Annotated in this window: 15 protein-coding genes; 4 read left to right on the top strand and 11 right to left on the bottom strand. The window is 72.8% G+C overall.

Annotated elements, in window-relative coordinates; all coding sequences use genetic code 11:
• Nucleotides 1-141: 141 nt before the first annotated feature.
• Nucleotides 142-921, top strand: a complete 780-nt coding sequence (locus H288_RS0114375) for an invasion associated locus B family protein (protein ID WP_020093277.1) — start codon at nt 142-144, stop codon at nt 919-921.
• An 89-nt stretch (nt 922-1,010) separates the two neighbouring features.
• On the opposite strand, the gene H288_RS0114380 is transcribed toward H288_RS0114375, so the two are convergent.
• The 4 genes from H288_RS0114380 to H288_RS0114395 all read right to left on the bottom strand — a co-directional run bounded on the left by H288_RS0114380 (nt 1,011) and on the right by H288_RS0114395 (nt 3,601).
• On the bottom strand, nt 1,011-2,093 hold the full coding sequence (locus tag H288_RS0114380) for a DUF4424 domain-containing protein (protein ID WP_020093278.1): 1,083 nt from the start codon (nt 2,091-2,093) through the stop codon (nt 1,011-1,013).
• A 12-nt stretch (nt 2,094-2,105) separates the two neighbouring features.
• Nucleotides 2,106-2,444, bottom strand: a complete 339-nt coding sequence (hspQ, locus tag H288_RS0114385) for a heat shock protein HspQ (RefSeq protein WP_012318638.1) — start codon at nt 2,442-2,444, stop codon at nt 2,106-2,108.
• 47 nt (nt 2,445-2,491) lie between these two features.
• Nucleotides 2,492-2,782 (bottom strand): hypothetical protein, encoded by a 291-nt coding sequence (locus H288_RS32395; RefSeq protein ID WP_020093279.1) that lies wholly within the window; start codon nt 2,780-2,782, stop codon nt 2,492-2,494.
• A gap of 96 nt (nt 2,783-2,878) precedes the next feature.
• Nucleotides 2,879-3,601 carry a DJ-1/PfpI family protein gene (locus tag H288_RS0114395; protein WP_020093280.1) on the bottom strand — a complete coding sequence of 241 codons (723 nt, stop codon included), beginning with the start codon at nt 3,599-3,601 and terminating at the stop codon, nt 2,879-2,881.
• 54 nt (nt 3,602-3,655) lie between these two features.
• On the opposite strand from H288_RS0114395, the gene H288_RS0114400 reads away from it, so the two are divergent.
• Nucleotides 3,656-4,639, top strand: coding sequence for a helix-turn-helix domain-containing protein (locus H288_RS0114400; RefSeq protein WP_026604942.1), 984 nt, complete (start codon nt 3,656-3,658; stop codon nt 4,637-4,639).
• On the opposite strand, the gene H288_RS35945 is transcribed toward H288_RS0114400, so the two are convergent.
• The 7 genes from H288_RS35945 to H288_RS0114435 form a co-directional block, all read right to left on the bottom strand.
• On the bottom strand, nt 4,640-5,227 hold the full coding sequence (locus tag H288_RS35945) for a DUF559 domain-containing protein (protein WP_244534921.1): 588 nt from the start codon (nt 5,225-5,227) through the stop codon (nt 4,640-4,642).
• Nucleotides 5,228-5,346: 119 nt separating this feature from the next.
• Complete coding sequence (locus H288_RS0114410; protein WP_020093283.1) at nt 5,347-6,396, bottom strand: CoA ester lyase; 1,050 nt, start codon at nt 6,394-6,396, stop codon at nt 5,347-5,349.
• Between the two features lie 142 nt (nt 6,397-6,538).
• Complete coding sequence (locus tag H288_RS0114415; protein ID WP_020093284.1) at nt 6,539-7,939, bottom strand: DUF2778 domain-containing protein; 1,401 nt, start codon at nt 7,937-7,939, stop codon at nt 6,539-6,541.
• Nucleotides 7,940-8,126: 187 nt separating this feature from the next.
• Complete coding sequence (locus tag H288_RS0114420; protein WP_020093285.1) at nt 8,127-9,479, bottom strand: MFS transporter; 1,353 nt, start codon at nt 9,477-9,479, stop codon at nt 8,127-8,129.
• 65 nt (nt 9,480-9,544) lie between these two features.
• Complete coding sequence (gene mfd, locus H288_RS0114425; RefSeq protein ID WP_020093286.1) at nt 9,545-13,135, bottom strand: transcription-repair coupling factor; 3,591 nt, start codon at nt 13,133-13,135, stop codon at nt 9,545-9,547.
• A 381-nt stretch (nt 13,136-13,516) separates the two neighbouring features.
• A complete protein-coding gene (locus tag H288_RS0114430; protein ID WP_020093287.1) occupies nt 13,517-13,747 on the bottom strand; it encodes a hypothetical protein in 231 nt (76 codons plus the stop codon).
• A gap of 25 nt (nt 13,748-13,772) precedes the next feature.
• Nucleotides 13,773-14,069: a succinate dehydrogenase assembly factor 2 gene (locus H288_RS0114435; RefSeq protein WP_020093288.1), complete on the bottom strand. Its 297-nt coding sequence runs from the start codon at nt 14,067-14,069 to the stop codon at nt 13,773-13,775.
• A 190-nt stretch (nt 14,070-14,259) separates the two neighbouring features.
• Between H288_RS0114435 and H288_RS0114440 the strand changes: the two genes are divergently transcribed.
• Nucleotides 14,260-15,237, top strand: a complete 978-nt coding sequence (locus H288_RS0114440; RefSeq protein WP_020093289.1) for a quinone oxidoreductase — start codon at nt 14,260-14,262, stop codon at nt 15,235-15,237.
• Between the two features lie 9 nt (nt 15,238-15,246).
• The gene (gene pncA / locus H288_RS0114445; protein WP_020093290.1) at nt 15,247-15,873 is read left to right on the top strand and encodes a bifunctional nicotinamidase/pyrazinamidase; all 627 of its coding nucleotides are present in this window, start codon (nt 15,247-15,249) and stop codon (nt 15,871-15,873) included.
• Nucleotides 15,874-15,907 lie beyond the last annotated feature (34 nt).

A 15,907-nucleotide genomic window follows, 5' to 3' on the forward strand; every position in this document is an offset into this window, starting at 1 on the left:
GCCCGATGGCCGGACCGATTCATCCGGAGTTCCGGGCGGCGCGCCAACGCGGCGGGCAGCCGGACGCTCCGGCGGACCTGCCGCCAGGCCGGCTCCGCATCCTGCCAGCCACACCACGTCTCTTCCAAGGGGTCAGAGCCGATGTCCTTCACCCGCACCGCGACGCTCGCCCGCGCCGCCCTCCTCGGCCTCGCGGGCCTCGGTCTCGCGGCCGCGCCGGCCCTGGCGCAGCCGAAGAAGCCCGCCGCGCCCGCGCCGGCCGCCCCGGCGCCGACCGCCCCGGGCACCCCCGCGGCCAACACCCCGGCCGCCCAGACGGGCCCGCAGATCGTCGCGGTGAAGTCCGAGCCGAGCCAGGCCGACTGGACCAAGGTCTGCGGCAAGGACCAGGGTTCGGGCACCGACATCTGCTACACGACCCGCGACTTCGTGTCCGACCAGGGCCAGCCGGTGCTGGCCGTGGCGGTCTACGAGATGAAGAACGCCGCCCAGAAGCAGGAGGTGCGCGTGGTGCGCTACCTGCTGCCGCTCGGCCTGCTGCTGCAGCCGGGCATCCGCTTCAGCGTCGACGGCCAGGCGGCGACCGCCGGCCGCTTCGCGGTCTGCTTCCCGAACGGCTGCTTCGCCGAGGCCGGCGGTGTCGATGCCGGCGTGATCGCCGCGATGAAGAAGGGCACGACCCTGAACGTCTCGGTTCAGAACCAGACCCAGCGCGAGGTCACCTTCGCGGTGCCGCTGGCCGGCTTCGGCAAGGCCTTCGACGGCCCGGCCATCGACCCGAAGGTCCTCGAGGAACAGCAGAAGAAGCTCCAGGCGGAGCTGGAGAAGCGCTCCGAGGATATGCGCAAGAAGCTCGAGCAGCAGCAGGGCGCCGCCCCGGCCGCCGGCGCGGCTCCGGCGCCGGCCCCGGCCGCCAAGTAAGCGCCATCGACCCGCCGCGCGGCGGGTCCGTACCGGGGGCCGGGCCGCGAGGTCCGGCCCTTCGCGTTCGAGCCGCCCGGCGACGGGACCTAACGCGTCCCCGGGGTCGCCGAAGCCGGCTGGACGATCAGCACGCGCAGGTCCTGGTCGGGCACGTAGTCCCGGGCCTCCCAGCGGAACGTGGTCGGCCCGGTCTTCCGGATGTCCGTGCGGCAGAAGCTGACGACCGCCTCCGGGCTGCCCTTGTCGACCGTCAGGGTGAAGCGCCCGATCGGCGCGGCCCAGTTGCGCGCCGTGGTGACGATGTAGGGCACCACGGTCGCCCGCAGGGTGCCGCCGGGATCCGGCGCCTTCGCGTGCAGGCGCCGGATCGCCGCGAGCCCCGCCTCGTCCAGGCAGTAGGTCGCCCGGTAGGCCGCCCGGGATGCCGCCTTCGGGTCGAGCAGGTGGAAACCGGTCACCGGCGCGTAGCTGTGCGCGATGCGGACCTCCTGCCCGGGCGGGAAGGTCTGGAGCCAGTGGAACTTGGCCTCGCCGCGCCACAGCCCCTCGGTCATCCGGTCCGGCGTGTCGGGGACGTCGGGGAAGAGCCCGGCCTTGACCAGCGCGGCCCATTCGGGCGCGCCGATCCGCTTGGCCGCCGCGCTGATCGCCTCGAAGCGCAGCGGGTTCAGCGGCAGGCCGTGACGGCGCAGCAGGTCCGTCACCTCGCGCTCGCCCACGAAGGCGCGCTCCTCCAGCTCGGGCTCGAGGGGCTTGCCGTCCACCGTGACGGTGAAGCCGACGAAGTTCGGGCTGTCGGGCCGGGGCAGCGCCAGGGCCGAGAAGCTGAGTTCCCGCCCGTCGATCGGCGGCAGCGGGAAGGCGATCCGGACCGTGCGCGCCTCCTGAACCTGATTGCGGAACAGGTAGGACACGTCGATCCGGTCGCGGGCGATCGACAGGTCCTCGCTCACCAGCGCGATCCCGGGCTCGCGCCGCAGGACGAGGCCGCCGGCATCGAGTTCGGCCGCGCTGTCGTTGGCGCGCGCCGTGCCCGTGAGCAGGCCAGCGAGCAGGCCAGCGCGCAGGAACGCGGCGGCGAAGCGCGGTTTGGCGACTATCAGGCGGGCTCGTCCGACGGCACGGGCCGTCGCGGCAGACGAGCGCCCGCCGCTTGCCAGGACCTTCACGGACCGGGCGCCTCAGTTCGTGGCGCGGTCGCGCATCCGGTACGCGCCGGCGGCGTCGCGCTCGAACATCTCGGCGATGCCGGCGTGGCGCAGGGCCTCGCCCGACGTGTCGGGCAGGAGGTTCTGTTCCGACACGTAGGCCACGTACTCGGTCTCGGCGTTCTCGGCGAGCAGGTGGTAGAACGGCTGGTCCTTGCGCGGCCGGACCTCCTCGGGGATCGACAGCCACCATTCCTCGGTGTTGTCGAACACCGGGTCGACGTCGAACACGACGCCCCGGAACGGGTAGATCCGGTGGCGCACCACGGCGCCGATCGCGAATTTCGCGGTTCTCAGTGTTACGTCCGACATGGTTCAACCCGTCCAGATCGGACAGATAGGTCCGATGACGGATCGTGTCACCCGGTCGCCGCGGAAGTCGGCGTTTCCGCGGCGCGGGCCAAGCGGTCCCGGACGGCGATCGCCTCCGGCAGCGGCCGCCACGGGACGGTCATCTCGGCGATGCGCCCGGCCGCGTCGAGGCACCGCTCATCCATCCCGTCGAGCCGCTGCGGGCCGGCCGCCGCGCCGAAGAAGGCGGCGGCGTGCACGGGGCCTTCCAAGATCGCGCGGCTCTCGAAGGCGTCGACCACCGGCCGGATCGCCGCCGTCTCGCGCACGGGCTCGGCGGCGAGCGGGGTGTCGAGCACGCCCCCTCGGCCATCTGCGCCAGCATGGCGTCCCGGTCCTTCGCCGCCAGGACGGCCGCGAAGGCGCGAACGCGGGTCAGGTCCATCGGAGGTCCCCTACGGGATCCGGATGCCGAGCTCGGTCGCGATCGCCCGGGCCGTGGCCTCGCGCCGGGCCGTGATGTCGGCCGCCGCCGCCCGCACCCGCGCCACGGTGTCCGGGGAGGCCGTGTGGGGCGTGCCGCTGTCGAAAGGGGGCTCGGGGGCGTACTGGATGCCGAGCTGGATGGTCCGGGCGGCCTCCTCGCCGCGCAGCGCGGCGGCGAGCTGCAGCGCCCCGTCGATGCCCGCGGTGACGCCGGCCGCGAACACCCAGGTGCGCCCGTCCGCGTCGCGGTCGATCACCACGCGCGCGTCCACCGGCTCGGCGCCGAAGAACGGCAGCAGGTGCACGGCGTTCCAGTAGGTCGTGGCCCGCCGCCCGACCAGCAGGCCGGCCGCGCCGAGGATCAGGGCGCCGGTGCAGACCGAGAGGACGTGGCCGGCCCCGGCCGCCTGGTCGCGGATCCAGCCGAGCACGGCCGGGTCCCGCATCAGGGCCTCCTGGCCGGTGCCGCCCGGGACGTGCAGCACGTCGAGCCGCGGGGCTTCCGCGAGCGTGGCATCCGGCAGCATCCGGAGGCCGCGGACGTCGCGGACGGGCTCCGGGCCCGGCGCGTAGACCCGGTAGGTGCTGTTGGGCACCCGGGACAGGACCTCGAACGGGCCGGTGAGGTCGATCTGGTCCAGCCCCTCGAACAGGAGCGAGCCGATCTGCAGGTGGGTGTCGGGCGGGATCATGCCGGGTCTCCGTGGTGGACAGGGTTGATCCTAGCGCGTCAGGATCTGGCCGAAATGCCAAAGAGCCCTCGTTTCTCGCCAGATCCGCCGCGCCCGGTCGAGGTGCTGGCCTTCCCGTCGGTGCAGCTCCTCGACGTGGCCGGGCCGCTCCAGGTCTTCGCCACCGCCAACGAGCACGGCGGCGCCGGGATGCCCTACGCGCCGCGGGTGATCGCGGCCGGCGACCCGGGGCTCACCGCCTCGGCGGGCCTGCGGCTGGTCGCCGACCCATTGCCGGATCCCGACGCGCCGGTGGACACGCTGGTGATCGCGGGCGGCCCCGGCGTCGTCGCGGCCTGCGACGACGCCGCTCTGGTGGCCTGGGTGCGGGCCCGGGCGGGCCGGGCCCGCCGGGTCGCGTCGGTCTGCACCGGCGCGTTCCTGCTCGGGGCGGCGGGGCTCCTCGACGGGCGGCGGGCCGTGACCCACTGGAAGCATTGCGGGGCGCTCGCCGCCCGCTACCGGCGCGCCCGGATCGAGCCCGACCCGATCTTCGTGCGCGACGGCCCGGTCTGGTCCTCGGCGGGGGTGACGGCGGGGATCGACCTGGCCCTGGCGCTGGTCGAGGAGGATCTCGGCCGCGCGACCGCGCTGACGGTGGCGCGCCACCTCGTGATGTTCCTCAAGCGCCCCGGCGGGCAGGCGCAGTTCAGCGCGGCGCTGGCGCTGCAGGCGGGCGAGGAGCGGTTCGGGCGGCTCCACGCCTACGTCGCCGAAAACCTGGCGGGCGACCTGTCGCTGCCGGCGCTCGCCGCAGCGGCCGGGATGAGCGCGCGCAGCCTGAGCCGGCACTATCACGCGGCGACCGGTCTGACCCCGGCCAGGGCCGTGGAGCGCCTACGGGTGGAGGCGGCGCGGCGCGCGCTGGCCGAGACGGCGCAACCGGTCAAGCGCGTCGCCCGGACCTGCGGCTTCGGCTCCGAGGAGACGATGCGGCGCAGCTTCCTGCGGCACGTCGCGGCGACGCCGCAGGAGTACCGGGCGCGGTTCGGCGGGTGATCACACGGTCTCGCGGCGTTCAAGAGCCGCCAGGATGGTCTCGCGCACGCCTTCAAGATGTTTGTGGATGTCCGCATTCGGGATGCGGAGGAGGGCGAAGCCGAGCGACTCAAGGATTTCGGTCCGCGCGGCATCCCGAGCGATCTCGGCGTCCGTCGAATGCGTCGCCCCGTCCACCTCGACGATGAGTCCGGCCTCGATGCAGGCGAAGTCGATGATGAATCGGTCGATCGGGTGCTGTCGGCGAAACTTCCAGCCGTTCAGGGCGCGGTTTCGCAGGACGCGCCAGAGCTTGGCTTCGGCCGAGGTTTGAGTGCGGCGCAGGTTGCGGGCCTGCGGGATTGACTTATTCACCGCCCGGCTCCGGCAGTTCGGCCGCTCATTCAGCGAATGATTTGGCCGTTCCGCTTGCGTGGGCCTGTCTCGACGAACCTCTCGGATCGGACGTCGACGCTGGCGGCAAAGCGCGACGCGCCCCCTCTCCCGTGCGGGAGAGGGTTGGGGTGAGGGTCGAGAAAGTCCAGGATAGGGCACGCCGTCGACGCGCGTGTAGGCACACGCCTTCTTCGGACAGACTTGATCCCTCACCCTGTCCCTCTCCCGCACGGGAGAGGGGACCCGCGCTTCATCCTGCCGCTGCTGTGCCGCACACGATGCGCCAATCGAGTAGTCCGCACGGGAAAGGCGTATCGCGGGCTCGGTAACCCTCACCCCAGCTTGTAGACCGCCGCCAGATCCGGGTCCTTGGCGGCCACGAGCTTCGCCAGGTCCACGATGACCTTGGCCTGCTTCCAGGTGGCGTCGTCCTGCATCTTGCCGTCGAGCATCACGGCGCCGGTGCCGTCCGGCATGGCCTCGACGATCCGCGCCGCGAAGGCGACCTCGGCCGGGTCCGGCGCGAAGACCCGCTTGGCGATCGCCACCTGGCTCGGGTGCAGCGTCCAGGCGCCGGCGCAGCCCATCAGGAAGGCGTTGCGGAACTGCGCCTCGCAGGCATCGCCGTCGGAGAAGTCGCCGAACGGGCCGTAGAAGGCCTTGATGCCGTTGGCCATGCAGGCGTCCACCATCCTGGCGATGGTGTAGTGCCAGAGATCCTGCTGGGCGGTGGCGCGGGGGGCATCGCCGGAGGGATCGCTGAGCACCCGGTAATCCGGGTGGCCGCCACCGACCCGGGTGGTCTTCATGCCGCGCGACGCCGCGAGGTCCGCCGGCCCGAGGCTCATGCCGTGCATCCGCGGCGAGGCCGACGCGATCGCGTCGACGTTGGCGACGCCCTCGGCGGTCTCCAGGATCGCGTGGACCAGGATCGGCTTCGTCACCCCGTGGCGCGCCTCGAGCTGGGCGAGCAGCTGGTCGATGTAGTGGATGTCCCACGGTCCCTCGACCTTGGGCACCATCACGACGTCGAGCTTGTCGCCGACCTCGGCCACGATCGTGAACAGGTCGTCCAAGATCCAGGGCGAGTTGAGGGCGTTGATCCGGGTCCAGAGGCCGGTGCCGGTGGCGGCGAAATCGGTGGCCTGGGCCATGGCGACGAAGCCCTTGCGGGCCGCCTCCTTCTGGTCGGCCGGGACCGCGTCCTCGAGGTTGCCCAGCACCACGTCGACGGTCCCGGCGAGCTCCGGCACACGGGCCCGGACCTTGTCGTTGTGGGGCGGCACGAAGTGGATCATCCGCTCCAGCCGCACCGGCAGTTCGCGGAACGGGGCCGGCGCGCCGGTGGCGAGGGGCTGGAAGAAGCGGCGGGGCAGTTTCATCGGGTGCCTCTTGTCAGGGCTGGCGTCTGAGCCCCGTTAAGGCAGCTTGGGCGGGCGCGTAAAGCCGCGCCGCGCGGAAGTGATCTCGGACTTTCGTGACGCTCGGGCTTCCGGCCCGGCGCGCCGCAGGGCCCGCGGAGCCTCAGCCCCGGCCGCCCCGGCGCCCGGCGAGGCCGATCCGGTTGAGGATGCCGCCGCCGTCGCCGCTGCCGGCCACCACCACGAGGCGCCGGACCTCGCCCCGCAGGAAGGCCTGCAGGAAGCGGTTGTAGTCGCGGAACGAGACGCAGCCGTTCGAGGCGCCGGGCTGCCGCAGCATGTAGGTGTGGGCCAGCAGGCCGTCGCGGCCGTGGATCGCGGCGCTGCCGCCCACCGGGTTGAGCCGGATCGCCCGGACCCCGTGGAACAGGCGCTCGCGCTCGGTCAGCGTGTAGGTGCCGGGCGGGGTCGAGCCGCGCATGCGCAGGTGGACGTAGCGCGGGTTGTCCATGTGCTCGCCGAGGCCGGAATGGGCCTCCAGCACCTCGCCGGAGGGCAGCGTCACCGTGCGGGCGGTGATGTCGTAGACGGCCGTTCCGGCCACCGAATCGGGCTCCGGGCTGATCCGGGTGCGCGGCGCCTCCTGCGGCAGGGCGTCCGGACTGGCATAGGCCAGTGCCTGACGGGGCTCCTGGCGGCTGTCCTGGCGGCTGTCCTGGCGGCTGTCCTGGCGGTTGTCCTGAGACGGCGCCGCGGCGCCGACGCCGAACAGCTTCTCGAAGAAGGACGGCTCCTCGGCCATCGCGGCGCGGAACACGTCGCGGGTCCGGGGCAGGGCGCGGCTCGCCACCCGCGCGGGCGGCGCCGGTGCGCGCCGCAGCTCGGGCGGGCGGGCCACCGGCAGCGGCACGAGGGCGGGAACGGGGGCGGGTGCGAGGGCGGCGGGCGTGGGCTCGGCCGCGGCCATCCGGACCGGCGCCCCCGTCCCCGTCTCGCCGGTCCTCTCGCCGGCCCTGTCCGCGACTCTCTCGGCGACTTTCTCCGCAGCTTTGACCTGGGCCATCCGGACCTGGGCGGCCCGCGCCCGCTCCGCCTGCGCGACCTGCCGGGCGATCTCCCGGACCGCCGGGGACGGGGCGGCGGCGACCTGGAAGCCGGCGACCGGCGGGGTTTCGCCCCCGAAGGCCGTGGCGGTGCCGGCGCCCAGCGCCGGGCTCCGGTCGAGCATCCAGGCGAGGCTCGGCCGCGGCGCCGCCGCGGCCTGCGGGACCGGGACGGCGGCCGGCCCGGCCGCCGCGACGGACTCCGCCTCGGGGCGGGCCGGCCCCTGCGGGTGGCTGAACACGGCCCAGCCGGCGAGGCTCACGCCGGTGAGAGCGATGAGCGTCGTCAGCCGGGCGCGGCGACGGGCGCGCCGCATGGCGCTCGGGTAGGGCGCCCGGGTGCGGACGACCGGGTCGTAGGCGGTCTCGACGTAGCTGGGGCGCGGGGGCGCCGGTCGCCGGGATTCCGCGCTCGGATACGCGGTCTGGAACGCGGCGAGGGACAACGCAGCCTGGGCCATTCGGGAACTCGCGTACGCGCTTCCCCTGGGCAGCCGCCGCCGTTCGCCCGCGAGAGCCGTTCTCGCGCACGTGGCCCGGGTCACCCGTCTGGGGAGGACATCAACCGTCCACCCCATTAAGCCGTGCTGTGGTTAATCCCCGCTAAAGAGACAGTTTCCGCCGGCGTTCCCGTGTTGGGACACAGCCTCAGGTGGCCCGATTCGGCGCGTCCCCGGCCGCGTCGGCCGCCGGCTCCATCGGCCCGTGCCGGCGCGCGACCAGCAGGCAGAGCAGGGCCACCGGCACGCCGATGAGGGACGTGCCGACGAAGAACCACGCGAACCCGGTCCACTCGATCACGAAGCCCGAGAACCCCGCGAGCAGGCTGCCGGGCAGGGCGCAGAGCGAGGTCAGCAGGGCGTACTGGCTCGCCGCGTGCGCGGTGGCCGAGAGCCGCGACATGTAGGTGATCAGCACGATCGACGCGAAGGCGTAGGCGAAGCCGTCGATCCCGACGGTCAGCGCGAAGGTCCAGAACGCCGCGCCGCCGTGGCCGCCGTGCCAGGCGAGGTAGGCCAGCGCGAGGTGGGAGGCCGAGGCCGTCACGGTGCCGATGAGCAGGCTCGCCATCATGCCGATCCGCGGGATGATGGCGCTCGCCAGGAAGGTGCCCCCGAGCGCGATCCAGAAGCCGAACAACTTCGTCACCGTCGCGATGTCGGTGTTGGTGTAGCCGAGCGTCTTGAACAGCGGGATCGCCATGGCATTCGAGACGTAGCCGGGCATCCGGAAGCCCGCGACCAGCGCCAGCACCGGCAGGGCGAGCGGCCCGAGCCGGGCGAGGAGATCGCGGATCGGCGCCCAGACGGTCTCGACGAAGCCGCCGGTGGCGGGGGTCTCGGGGACGGGGGGTTCGGGCGCCAGCAGGGCCGCGACCGTGCCGGGCGCCATGAGCGCGGCCATGCACAGGTAGGCCACGCGCCAGCCATACGCGTCGGACAGGTAGAGCGCGCCGGCGCCGGCCGCGAGGTTGCCGATCCGGAAGCCGATCTCGGCCCAGGACGACATCAGCGCCTGCTGCTCGGGGGGCGCGGCGGTGATGCGCCAGCCGTCGATCACCACGTCCTGGGTGGCGCCCGCGACGCCGAGCGCCAGGGAGAACGCCACCGTCCAGGCGAGCCAGTGGGCCGGGTCGCCGAAGGCGACGCCCGCCAGCGCCAGGGCGACGAGGATCTGCGTGGCGACGATCCAGCCGCGGCGCCGCCCGAGCCAGCGGCCGATGAGCGGCGCGTCGTGGCGGTCGAGGAAGGGGGCCCAGAGGAACTTGAGCTTGTAGGCGATGGTGAGCTCGCTCATCAGCCCGATCGTGGCGAGCGGCACCTTCGCCTGGACGAGCCACGCCGACTGCGTCGCGTAGACGAGCAGGAACGGGATACCCTGCGCGAAGCCGAGCCCCAGCACCGCGGCGACGCGCCGGTCGGTGAACAGGGGCGTGAGGAAGGCGCCCGGCGCGGCCTTCACCGGCTCGGGCGCGCCGGTGATCGGCGCCGGGTCTGCCATCCACGCGTCTCCTCAAGCCGCCCCGCAGGATGAGGGGTCTCGCCGGGGCGCGACGCCCCCGCCCCTCACGCCGCCTTCTTCCCCCGCTCGGCGATCTTCACGAGACTGCGCAGCACCTCGGTGGCGGTCTTGAGCCGCGCCGGGACCGTGGTCAGCTCGCGCACGAACACCACGCTCATGTCGGGCCGCACCTTCGCGAACGAGGCCTGCTCGGCGACGAAGGCCACGAGACCCTGCGGGTTGGCGTAGGACTTGTCGCGGAAGTGGACCACCACACCCTTCGGCCCGGCCTCGACCTTCTCGACGTTCGCCTTGAGGCACAGGATCTTGATCGTGCCGATCTTGAGGAGCTGCTCCACCTCCGGCGGCAGCGGCCCGAACCGGTCGATCAGCTCGGCGCCGAAGCCCTCCATCTCGGCATCGTCCTGGATGGTGGCGAGCCGCCGGTAGAGCGCCAGCCGGACGCCCAGATCCTCGACGTAATCCTCCGGGATCGTGACCGGCGCGCCGAGCGCGATGGTCGGCGACCACGCCTCCTCGGGCACGTCATCGATGCCGGCCTTGAGCGCGGTGACCGCGTCCTCCAGCATCTGCTGGTAGAGCTCGTAGCCGACCTCCTTGATGTGGCCCGACTGCGCGTCGCCGAGCAGGTTGCCGGCGCCGCGGATGTCGAGGTCGTGGGAGGCGAGCTGGAAGCCCGCGCCCAGCGTGTCGAGGCTCTGGAGCACCTTGAGGCGCTGCTCGGCCTGGGCGGTGAGCTGGCGGTTCGCCGGGGTCGTGAACAGCGCGTAGGCGCGCGCCTTCGAGCGCCCGACCCGGCCGCGCAGCTGGTAGAGCTGCGCGAGGCCGAACATGTCGGCCCGGTGGACGATCAGCGTGTTGGCGGTGGGGATGTCGAGGCCGGATTCCACGATCGTGGTCGAGAGCAGGACGTCGAACTTGCCCTCGTAGAAGGCCGTCATCACGTCCTCGAGCTGGCCGGCCGCCATCTGGCCGTGGGCGACCGCGACCTTGATCTCGGGCATCTCGGCGTCGAGGAATTTCTTGACCTCGGCCAGATCCTCGATCCGCGGCACGACGTAGAAGGACTGGCCGCCGCGGTAGCGCTCGCGCAGCAGGGCCTCGCGGATGGTCAGCGGGTCGAACGGCGTCACGAAGGTGCGCACCACCAGCCGGTCGACCGGCGGGGTGGCGATGATCGAGAGCTCGCGAACCCCCGTCATGGCGAGCTGGAGCGTGCGCGGGATCGGCGTCGCCGAGAGCGTCAGCACGTGGACGTCCGCCTGGAGCGCCTTCAGCCGCTCCTTGTGGGCGACGCCGAAATGCTGCTCCTCGTCCACGATGATCAGGCCGAGATCCTTGAAGGCGATGTTCTTCGCCAAGAGGGCGTGGGTGCCGACCACGATGTCGACCGTGCCGGCGATGAGCCCGGCGCGGGTCTGCTTCATCTCCCCCGCCGAGACGAAGCGGGAGAGCTGCGCCACCTGGACCGGCAGCCCTTTGAAGCGCTCGGCGAAGGTCCGGTAGTGCTGGCGGGCCAGCAGCGTGGTCGGGACGATCACCGCCACCTGCTTGCCGGAGATCGCCGCCGCGAAGGCGGCGCGGAGCGCCACCTCGGTCTTGCCGAAGCCGACATCGCCGCAGACCAGCCGGTCCATCGGACGCCCGGCATTGAGGTCGTCCAGCACCGCGTCGATGGCGTTGGCCTGATCCTCGGTCTCCTCGAACGGGAAGCGGGCGGCGAACTCGCCGTAGAGCCCCTCGGGCGCCTGCAGGGACGGGGCCTTCCGGACGAAGCGCTGGGCCGCGACCTTGATCAGCTCGCCCGCCATCTCGAGGATGCGGCGCTTCATCTTGGCCTTGCGGGCCTGCCACGCGCCGCCGCCGAGCCGGTCGAGGGCGACCTCGGAATCCTCCGAGCCGTAGCGGGTCAGGAGCTCGATATTCTCCACCGGCAGGAGCAGCAGGCCGCCGGTGTATTGCAGTTCCAGGCAATCGTGCGGGGCGCCGGCGGCGTGGATCGTCTTGAGGCCGACGAACCGGCCGATGCCGTGGTCGGCGTGGACTACGAGGTCGCCGGGCTGGAGCGCCTGCACCTCCAGGATCACGTCCTGGGGCCGCTTGGCCTTGCGCTTCTGGCGGACCAGCCTGTCGCCCAGGATATCGCCCTCGGAGACGACGGCGAGTTCGCCCGCGGTGAAGCCCGCCTCCAGGCCCCAGACGGCCACGGCCGCGTCGGTGCCGCGCTTGAGCGCGTAGACGTCGGTGAGCCGGGTGATCGCCACGGGCTTCCTCAGGCCGTGGTCGGTGAGCACACCGCAGAGCCGGTCGCGCGACCCGTCGGACCAGGCTCCCAGGATCACGTGATGACCGGATCCCTGGAGATCGCGGATATGCGCCACCGCGGCGTCGAACACGCTGGCATTCTCGTCGGCCCGCTCGGGGGCGAAGCTCCGTCCGGCCTTGGCGCCGCAATCGATCACCGCGCGCTCGGACGATTCGGGCTGCGCGAACGGGGTCAGCCGCGCCACGGTGGCGGTGCCGATCCGCTCCTTCAGCTCGTTCGGCGTCAGGTAGAGGGCGCGGGGCGGCAGGGGCTTGTAGGGGGCGACGCCGGGCTGCGGCGTCTTCATCGCGCCCTCGCGGGCCTGGTAATAGTCCTGGACGAGCGCGATCCGCTCGGCGGCAGCGTCCTCCACCTGCGGGTCGAAGACCAGCGGCACGCCGCCGAGATAGTCGAACAGCGTGTCGAGGTGGTCGTAGAACAGCGGCATCCAGTGCTCGAGGCCGGCGTAGCGCCGCCCCTCGCTCACCGTCTCGTAGAGCCGGTCGTCCCGGGTCGCCGCCCCGAAGCTCTGGATGTAGTTCTGGCGGAAGCGGCGGATGGTCTCCGTGGTGAGCTGGACCTCGCTCATCGGCATCAGGTCGAGCGAGCGGAGCTGCCCGGTGGTGCGCTGCGTCTCCGGGTCGAAGGCGCGGATCGATTCCAGCGTGTCGCCGAAGAAGTCGAGGCGGATCGGGGCCGGCAGGCCGGGGGGCGACAGGTCGAGGATGCCGCCGCGAACCGCGTACTCGCCGGTGTCGCGCACCGTCCCGGTGCGCAGGAAGCCGTTGGCCTCGACCCAGGCCACCACGTCGTCCATCGACACGACGTTGCCGATCGCCGCCGAGAACGCCTCCTTGGCGATGTGGGCGCGGGGCGGGACCCGCTGCACCAGGGCGTTGACCGTGGTGCAGAGGATGCGCGGGCGGTCCTCGGCCGAGCGGGTGCGGGCGAGGCGGGCGAGCGCCGTCATCCGGGCGGCGGCGACCGCCGTCGTCGGCGAGACCCGGTCGTAGGGCTGGCAGTCCCAGGCCGGCAGGCTCATCACGTCCATCTCGGGCGCGACGAAGCCGAGGGCCGCCTGGAAGGCCGCCGAGCGCCCGGAATCGCGCGCCACGTGGACCAGCACCGCCGGCGCGTCGACGGTGGGCGCCAGGGCGCGGGCGAGGTCGGCGAGCGCCAGCGCGTCGAAGCCCTCCGGGGCGTTCGCCAGGACCGGGCTGTCGCCGCGCTTGAGGGCGTCGATCGCCCGGGCGAGCGCGGAGGATTTCGGCAGCGCGAAGCGCGCGACCTGCGGCTTGGCGGCGGGGGGCTTCGGCTGAGGCTTGGCCATCGGGTCTTTCGCGGGAAATCCCGCCGGGCGCGTCAGGGGAGGAGGTCGGGTGGCGTTAGCCGATCGGGCCGCCGCGATAAAGCGTCCCCGCGGTCACGGCTGAACGCATCCTATATGGCGGTTCTGCCGCGGCATGGAACGGCTGTTCGGCCGCGCTTCGGGGACACGCATGGCCCGGCCCAGAGCACCTTGCGGATCGCCTCTCCCAGGGGAGAAGAGACAGCCCCATCGTCTTTGCGAGCGCAGCGAAGCAATCCAGCGCCGCCACACCTTCGGACGTCGCGCTGCCATGGGTCACGTCGCTGCGCTCGTGATGACGGAGCGGGCCGCATCGGCCGAGAACTCCGATCGGATGAGACGGAAGCCCGCGGCTTACGCCCCTCAGGCGTCCGGCCCGACGATCTCCGCCAGCGCCGCCTCGACCCGGCCGCGGAAGAAGTCCGCGTTGGGCATGTGCTCGGTCATCGCGGCGGCGCGCGCCGTCGCCTGCCGCAGGATCTCGGCGCGGAGCGCCGGATCGGAGCGCTCCATCATCTCCAGCATGATGCGCACCACCAGCTCGGTGGCGATCGACCGGGCCGGGTGATCGTAGTTGGGCTTCGGTTCGTCCATCGCGGGCTCTCTCGACCGGTCGCTCTCAGGAGTGGATCGGCGCGTCGTGCCGGTGGAACGCCCGCACCCGCCGCCAGACCGACGTGTCGTAGTTCGTGGGCGTCTCGACCTCGCCGGTCAGCCACTTGAACAGGTCGCGGTCCGGCACCTCGATCAGCGCCTCGAACTGGTCGAGCTCCGCTTCCGAGAGGTCGCCGATCTCGGCATCGGCGAAGCGGCCCATGATCAGGTCCATCTCGCGGATGCCCCGGTGCCAGGCGCGGTAGAGGAGGCGGCGGCGGCGCGGATCGAGGTCGGCGCTCGTGCGGGTGGTGCCGGACATGGATGTCGGACCTCGGCTCAGGGAATGGCAGGGCCTAGATAGGCGTCCGGGTCCGGCGGATCCAGAACGGGGCCGCGGCCGGGCGGGTTACAACCGGGGCGCGAGAGGCCAAAAACGAATTGCCTCCGGCGGGCGGTCCGTTATCTCGGGCTGCAACGCCCCGGACGGGGCGGCGAGCGGGAGTCCAACGATGCCGAAGGCGATCCGGGTCTACGAGTACGGCGGTCCCGAGGTGATGCGCTTCGAGGACGTGCCCCTGGCCGAGCCGGGCCCCGGGCAGATCCGGGTCAGGCAGGCCGCCATCGGCGTCAACTTCATCGACATCTACTTCCGCACCGGCGCCTACAAGTCCCCGCACATGCCCTACACCCCCGGCAAGGAGGGCGCCGGCACCGTCACGGCGGTGGGCGAGGGCGTGACCCAGTTCAAGGCCGGCGACCGGGTCGCCTACGGCTCAGTGGCAGACGGCTGCTACGCCGAGGAGCCGGTGATCCCGGCCTCGGCGGCCGTGCCGATCCCCGACGGGGTCGACGAGAAGACCGCCGCCGCCATGATGCTCAAGGGCCTGACCGTCGAGTACCTGCTGCACCGGACCTACGCGGTGAAGCCCGGCGACACGATCCTGTGGCAGGCCGCCGCCGGCGGCGTCGGCCTGATCGCGTGCCAGTGGGCCAAGCACCTCGGCGCCACCGTGATCGGCACCGCCGGCAGCCCCGAGAAGGCGGAGCTCGCCAAGCAGAACGGCTGCGACCACGTCATCCTCTACCGCGAGGAGGACGTGGCCAAGCGCGTGCGCGAGATCACCGGCGGCAAGGGCGTGCCGGTGGTCTACGACGGCGTCGGGCAGGCGACCCTGATGGGCTCCCTGGACAGCCTCGCGCCGCTCGGCCTGCTGGCGAGCTTCGGCTCGGCCTCCGGGGCGATCACCGGGCTCGACCTCGGCCTGCTGGCCCCGCGCGGCTCGCTCTACGTGACGCGCCCGACGCTCGCGACCTTCTCGTCGAACCGCGCCACCCTGGAGGAGGCGGCCGCCCGCCTGTTCAAGGTGGTCCGCGACGGCGCGGTGAAGATCGCCGTCAACGCCACCTACCCGCTGGCCGAGGCGCAGCAGGTCCACCGCGACCTCGCGGGCCGGGAGACCACCGGCTCGATCGTGATGCTGCCGTAGGGAGCGGCCGTGACGCCCGGCAACGCCGACCTGCTCCTCGTCGTCGACGTGCAGGTCGACTTCCTGCCGGGCGGGGCGCTCCCCGTCCCGGGGGGCGACGCGGTGATCGGCCCGATCAACGCGCTCCAGCACCGCTTCCGGCACGTGGTGCTGATGCAGGACTGGCATCCGGCCGATCACGTCTCCTTCGCCGAGACCCATCCGGGGCGGGCCCCGTTCGAGACCGTGACGCTGCCCTACGGACCGCAGGTGCTGTGGCCGCGCCACTGCGTCCAGGGCAGTCGCGGGGCCGCCTTCGCGCCGGACCTCGCCACCGACCGGGCGAGCCTGGTGGTGCGCAAGGGGCTGGATCCGCGGGTCGACAGCTACTCGGCCTTCCTGGAAGCCGACCGGGCCACGCGCACCGGCCTCGCCGGGGCGCTCCGGGAGCGCGGCATCACCCGCGTCGCCGTGTGCGGCCTCGCCACCGATTTCTGCGTCGCCTGGAGCGCGCTCGACGCGCGCGACGCGGGGTTCGACGTCCTCGTGGTGGCGGACGCGGTGCGCGGGATCGACGTGGACGGGTCGCTCGCGCGGGCCTGGGCGCGGATGGAGGCGGCGGGCGTCCGCCGGATCGCCGCGGCGGAGATCGCTTGAGGGCGTGCAGGGACCGGGAGGCGAACCGCCGCAC

Origin of the sequence: Methylobacterium sp. 285MFTsu5.1 (assembly GCF_000383455.1) — a bacterium.
Taxonomy (GTDB): Bacteria; Pseudomonadota; Alphaproteobacteria; order Rhizobiales; family Beijerinckiaceae; genus Methylobacterium.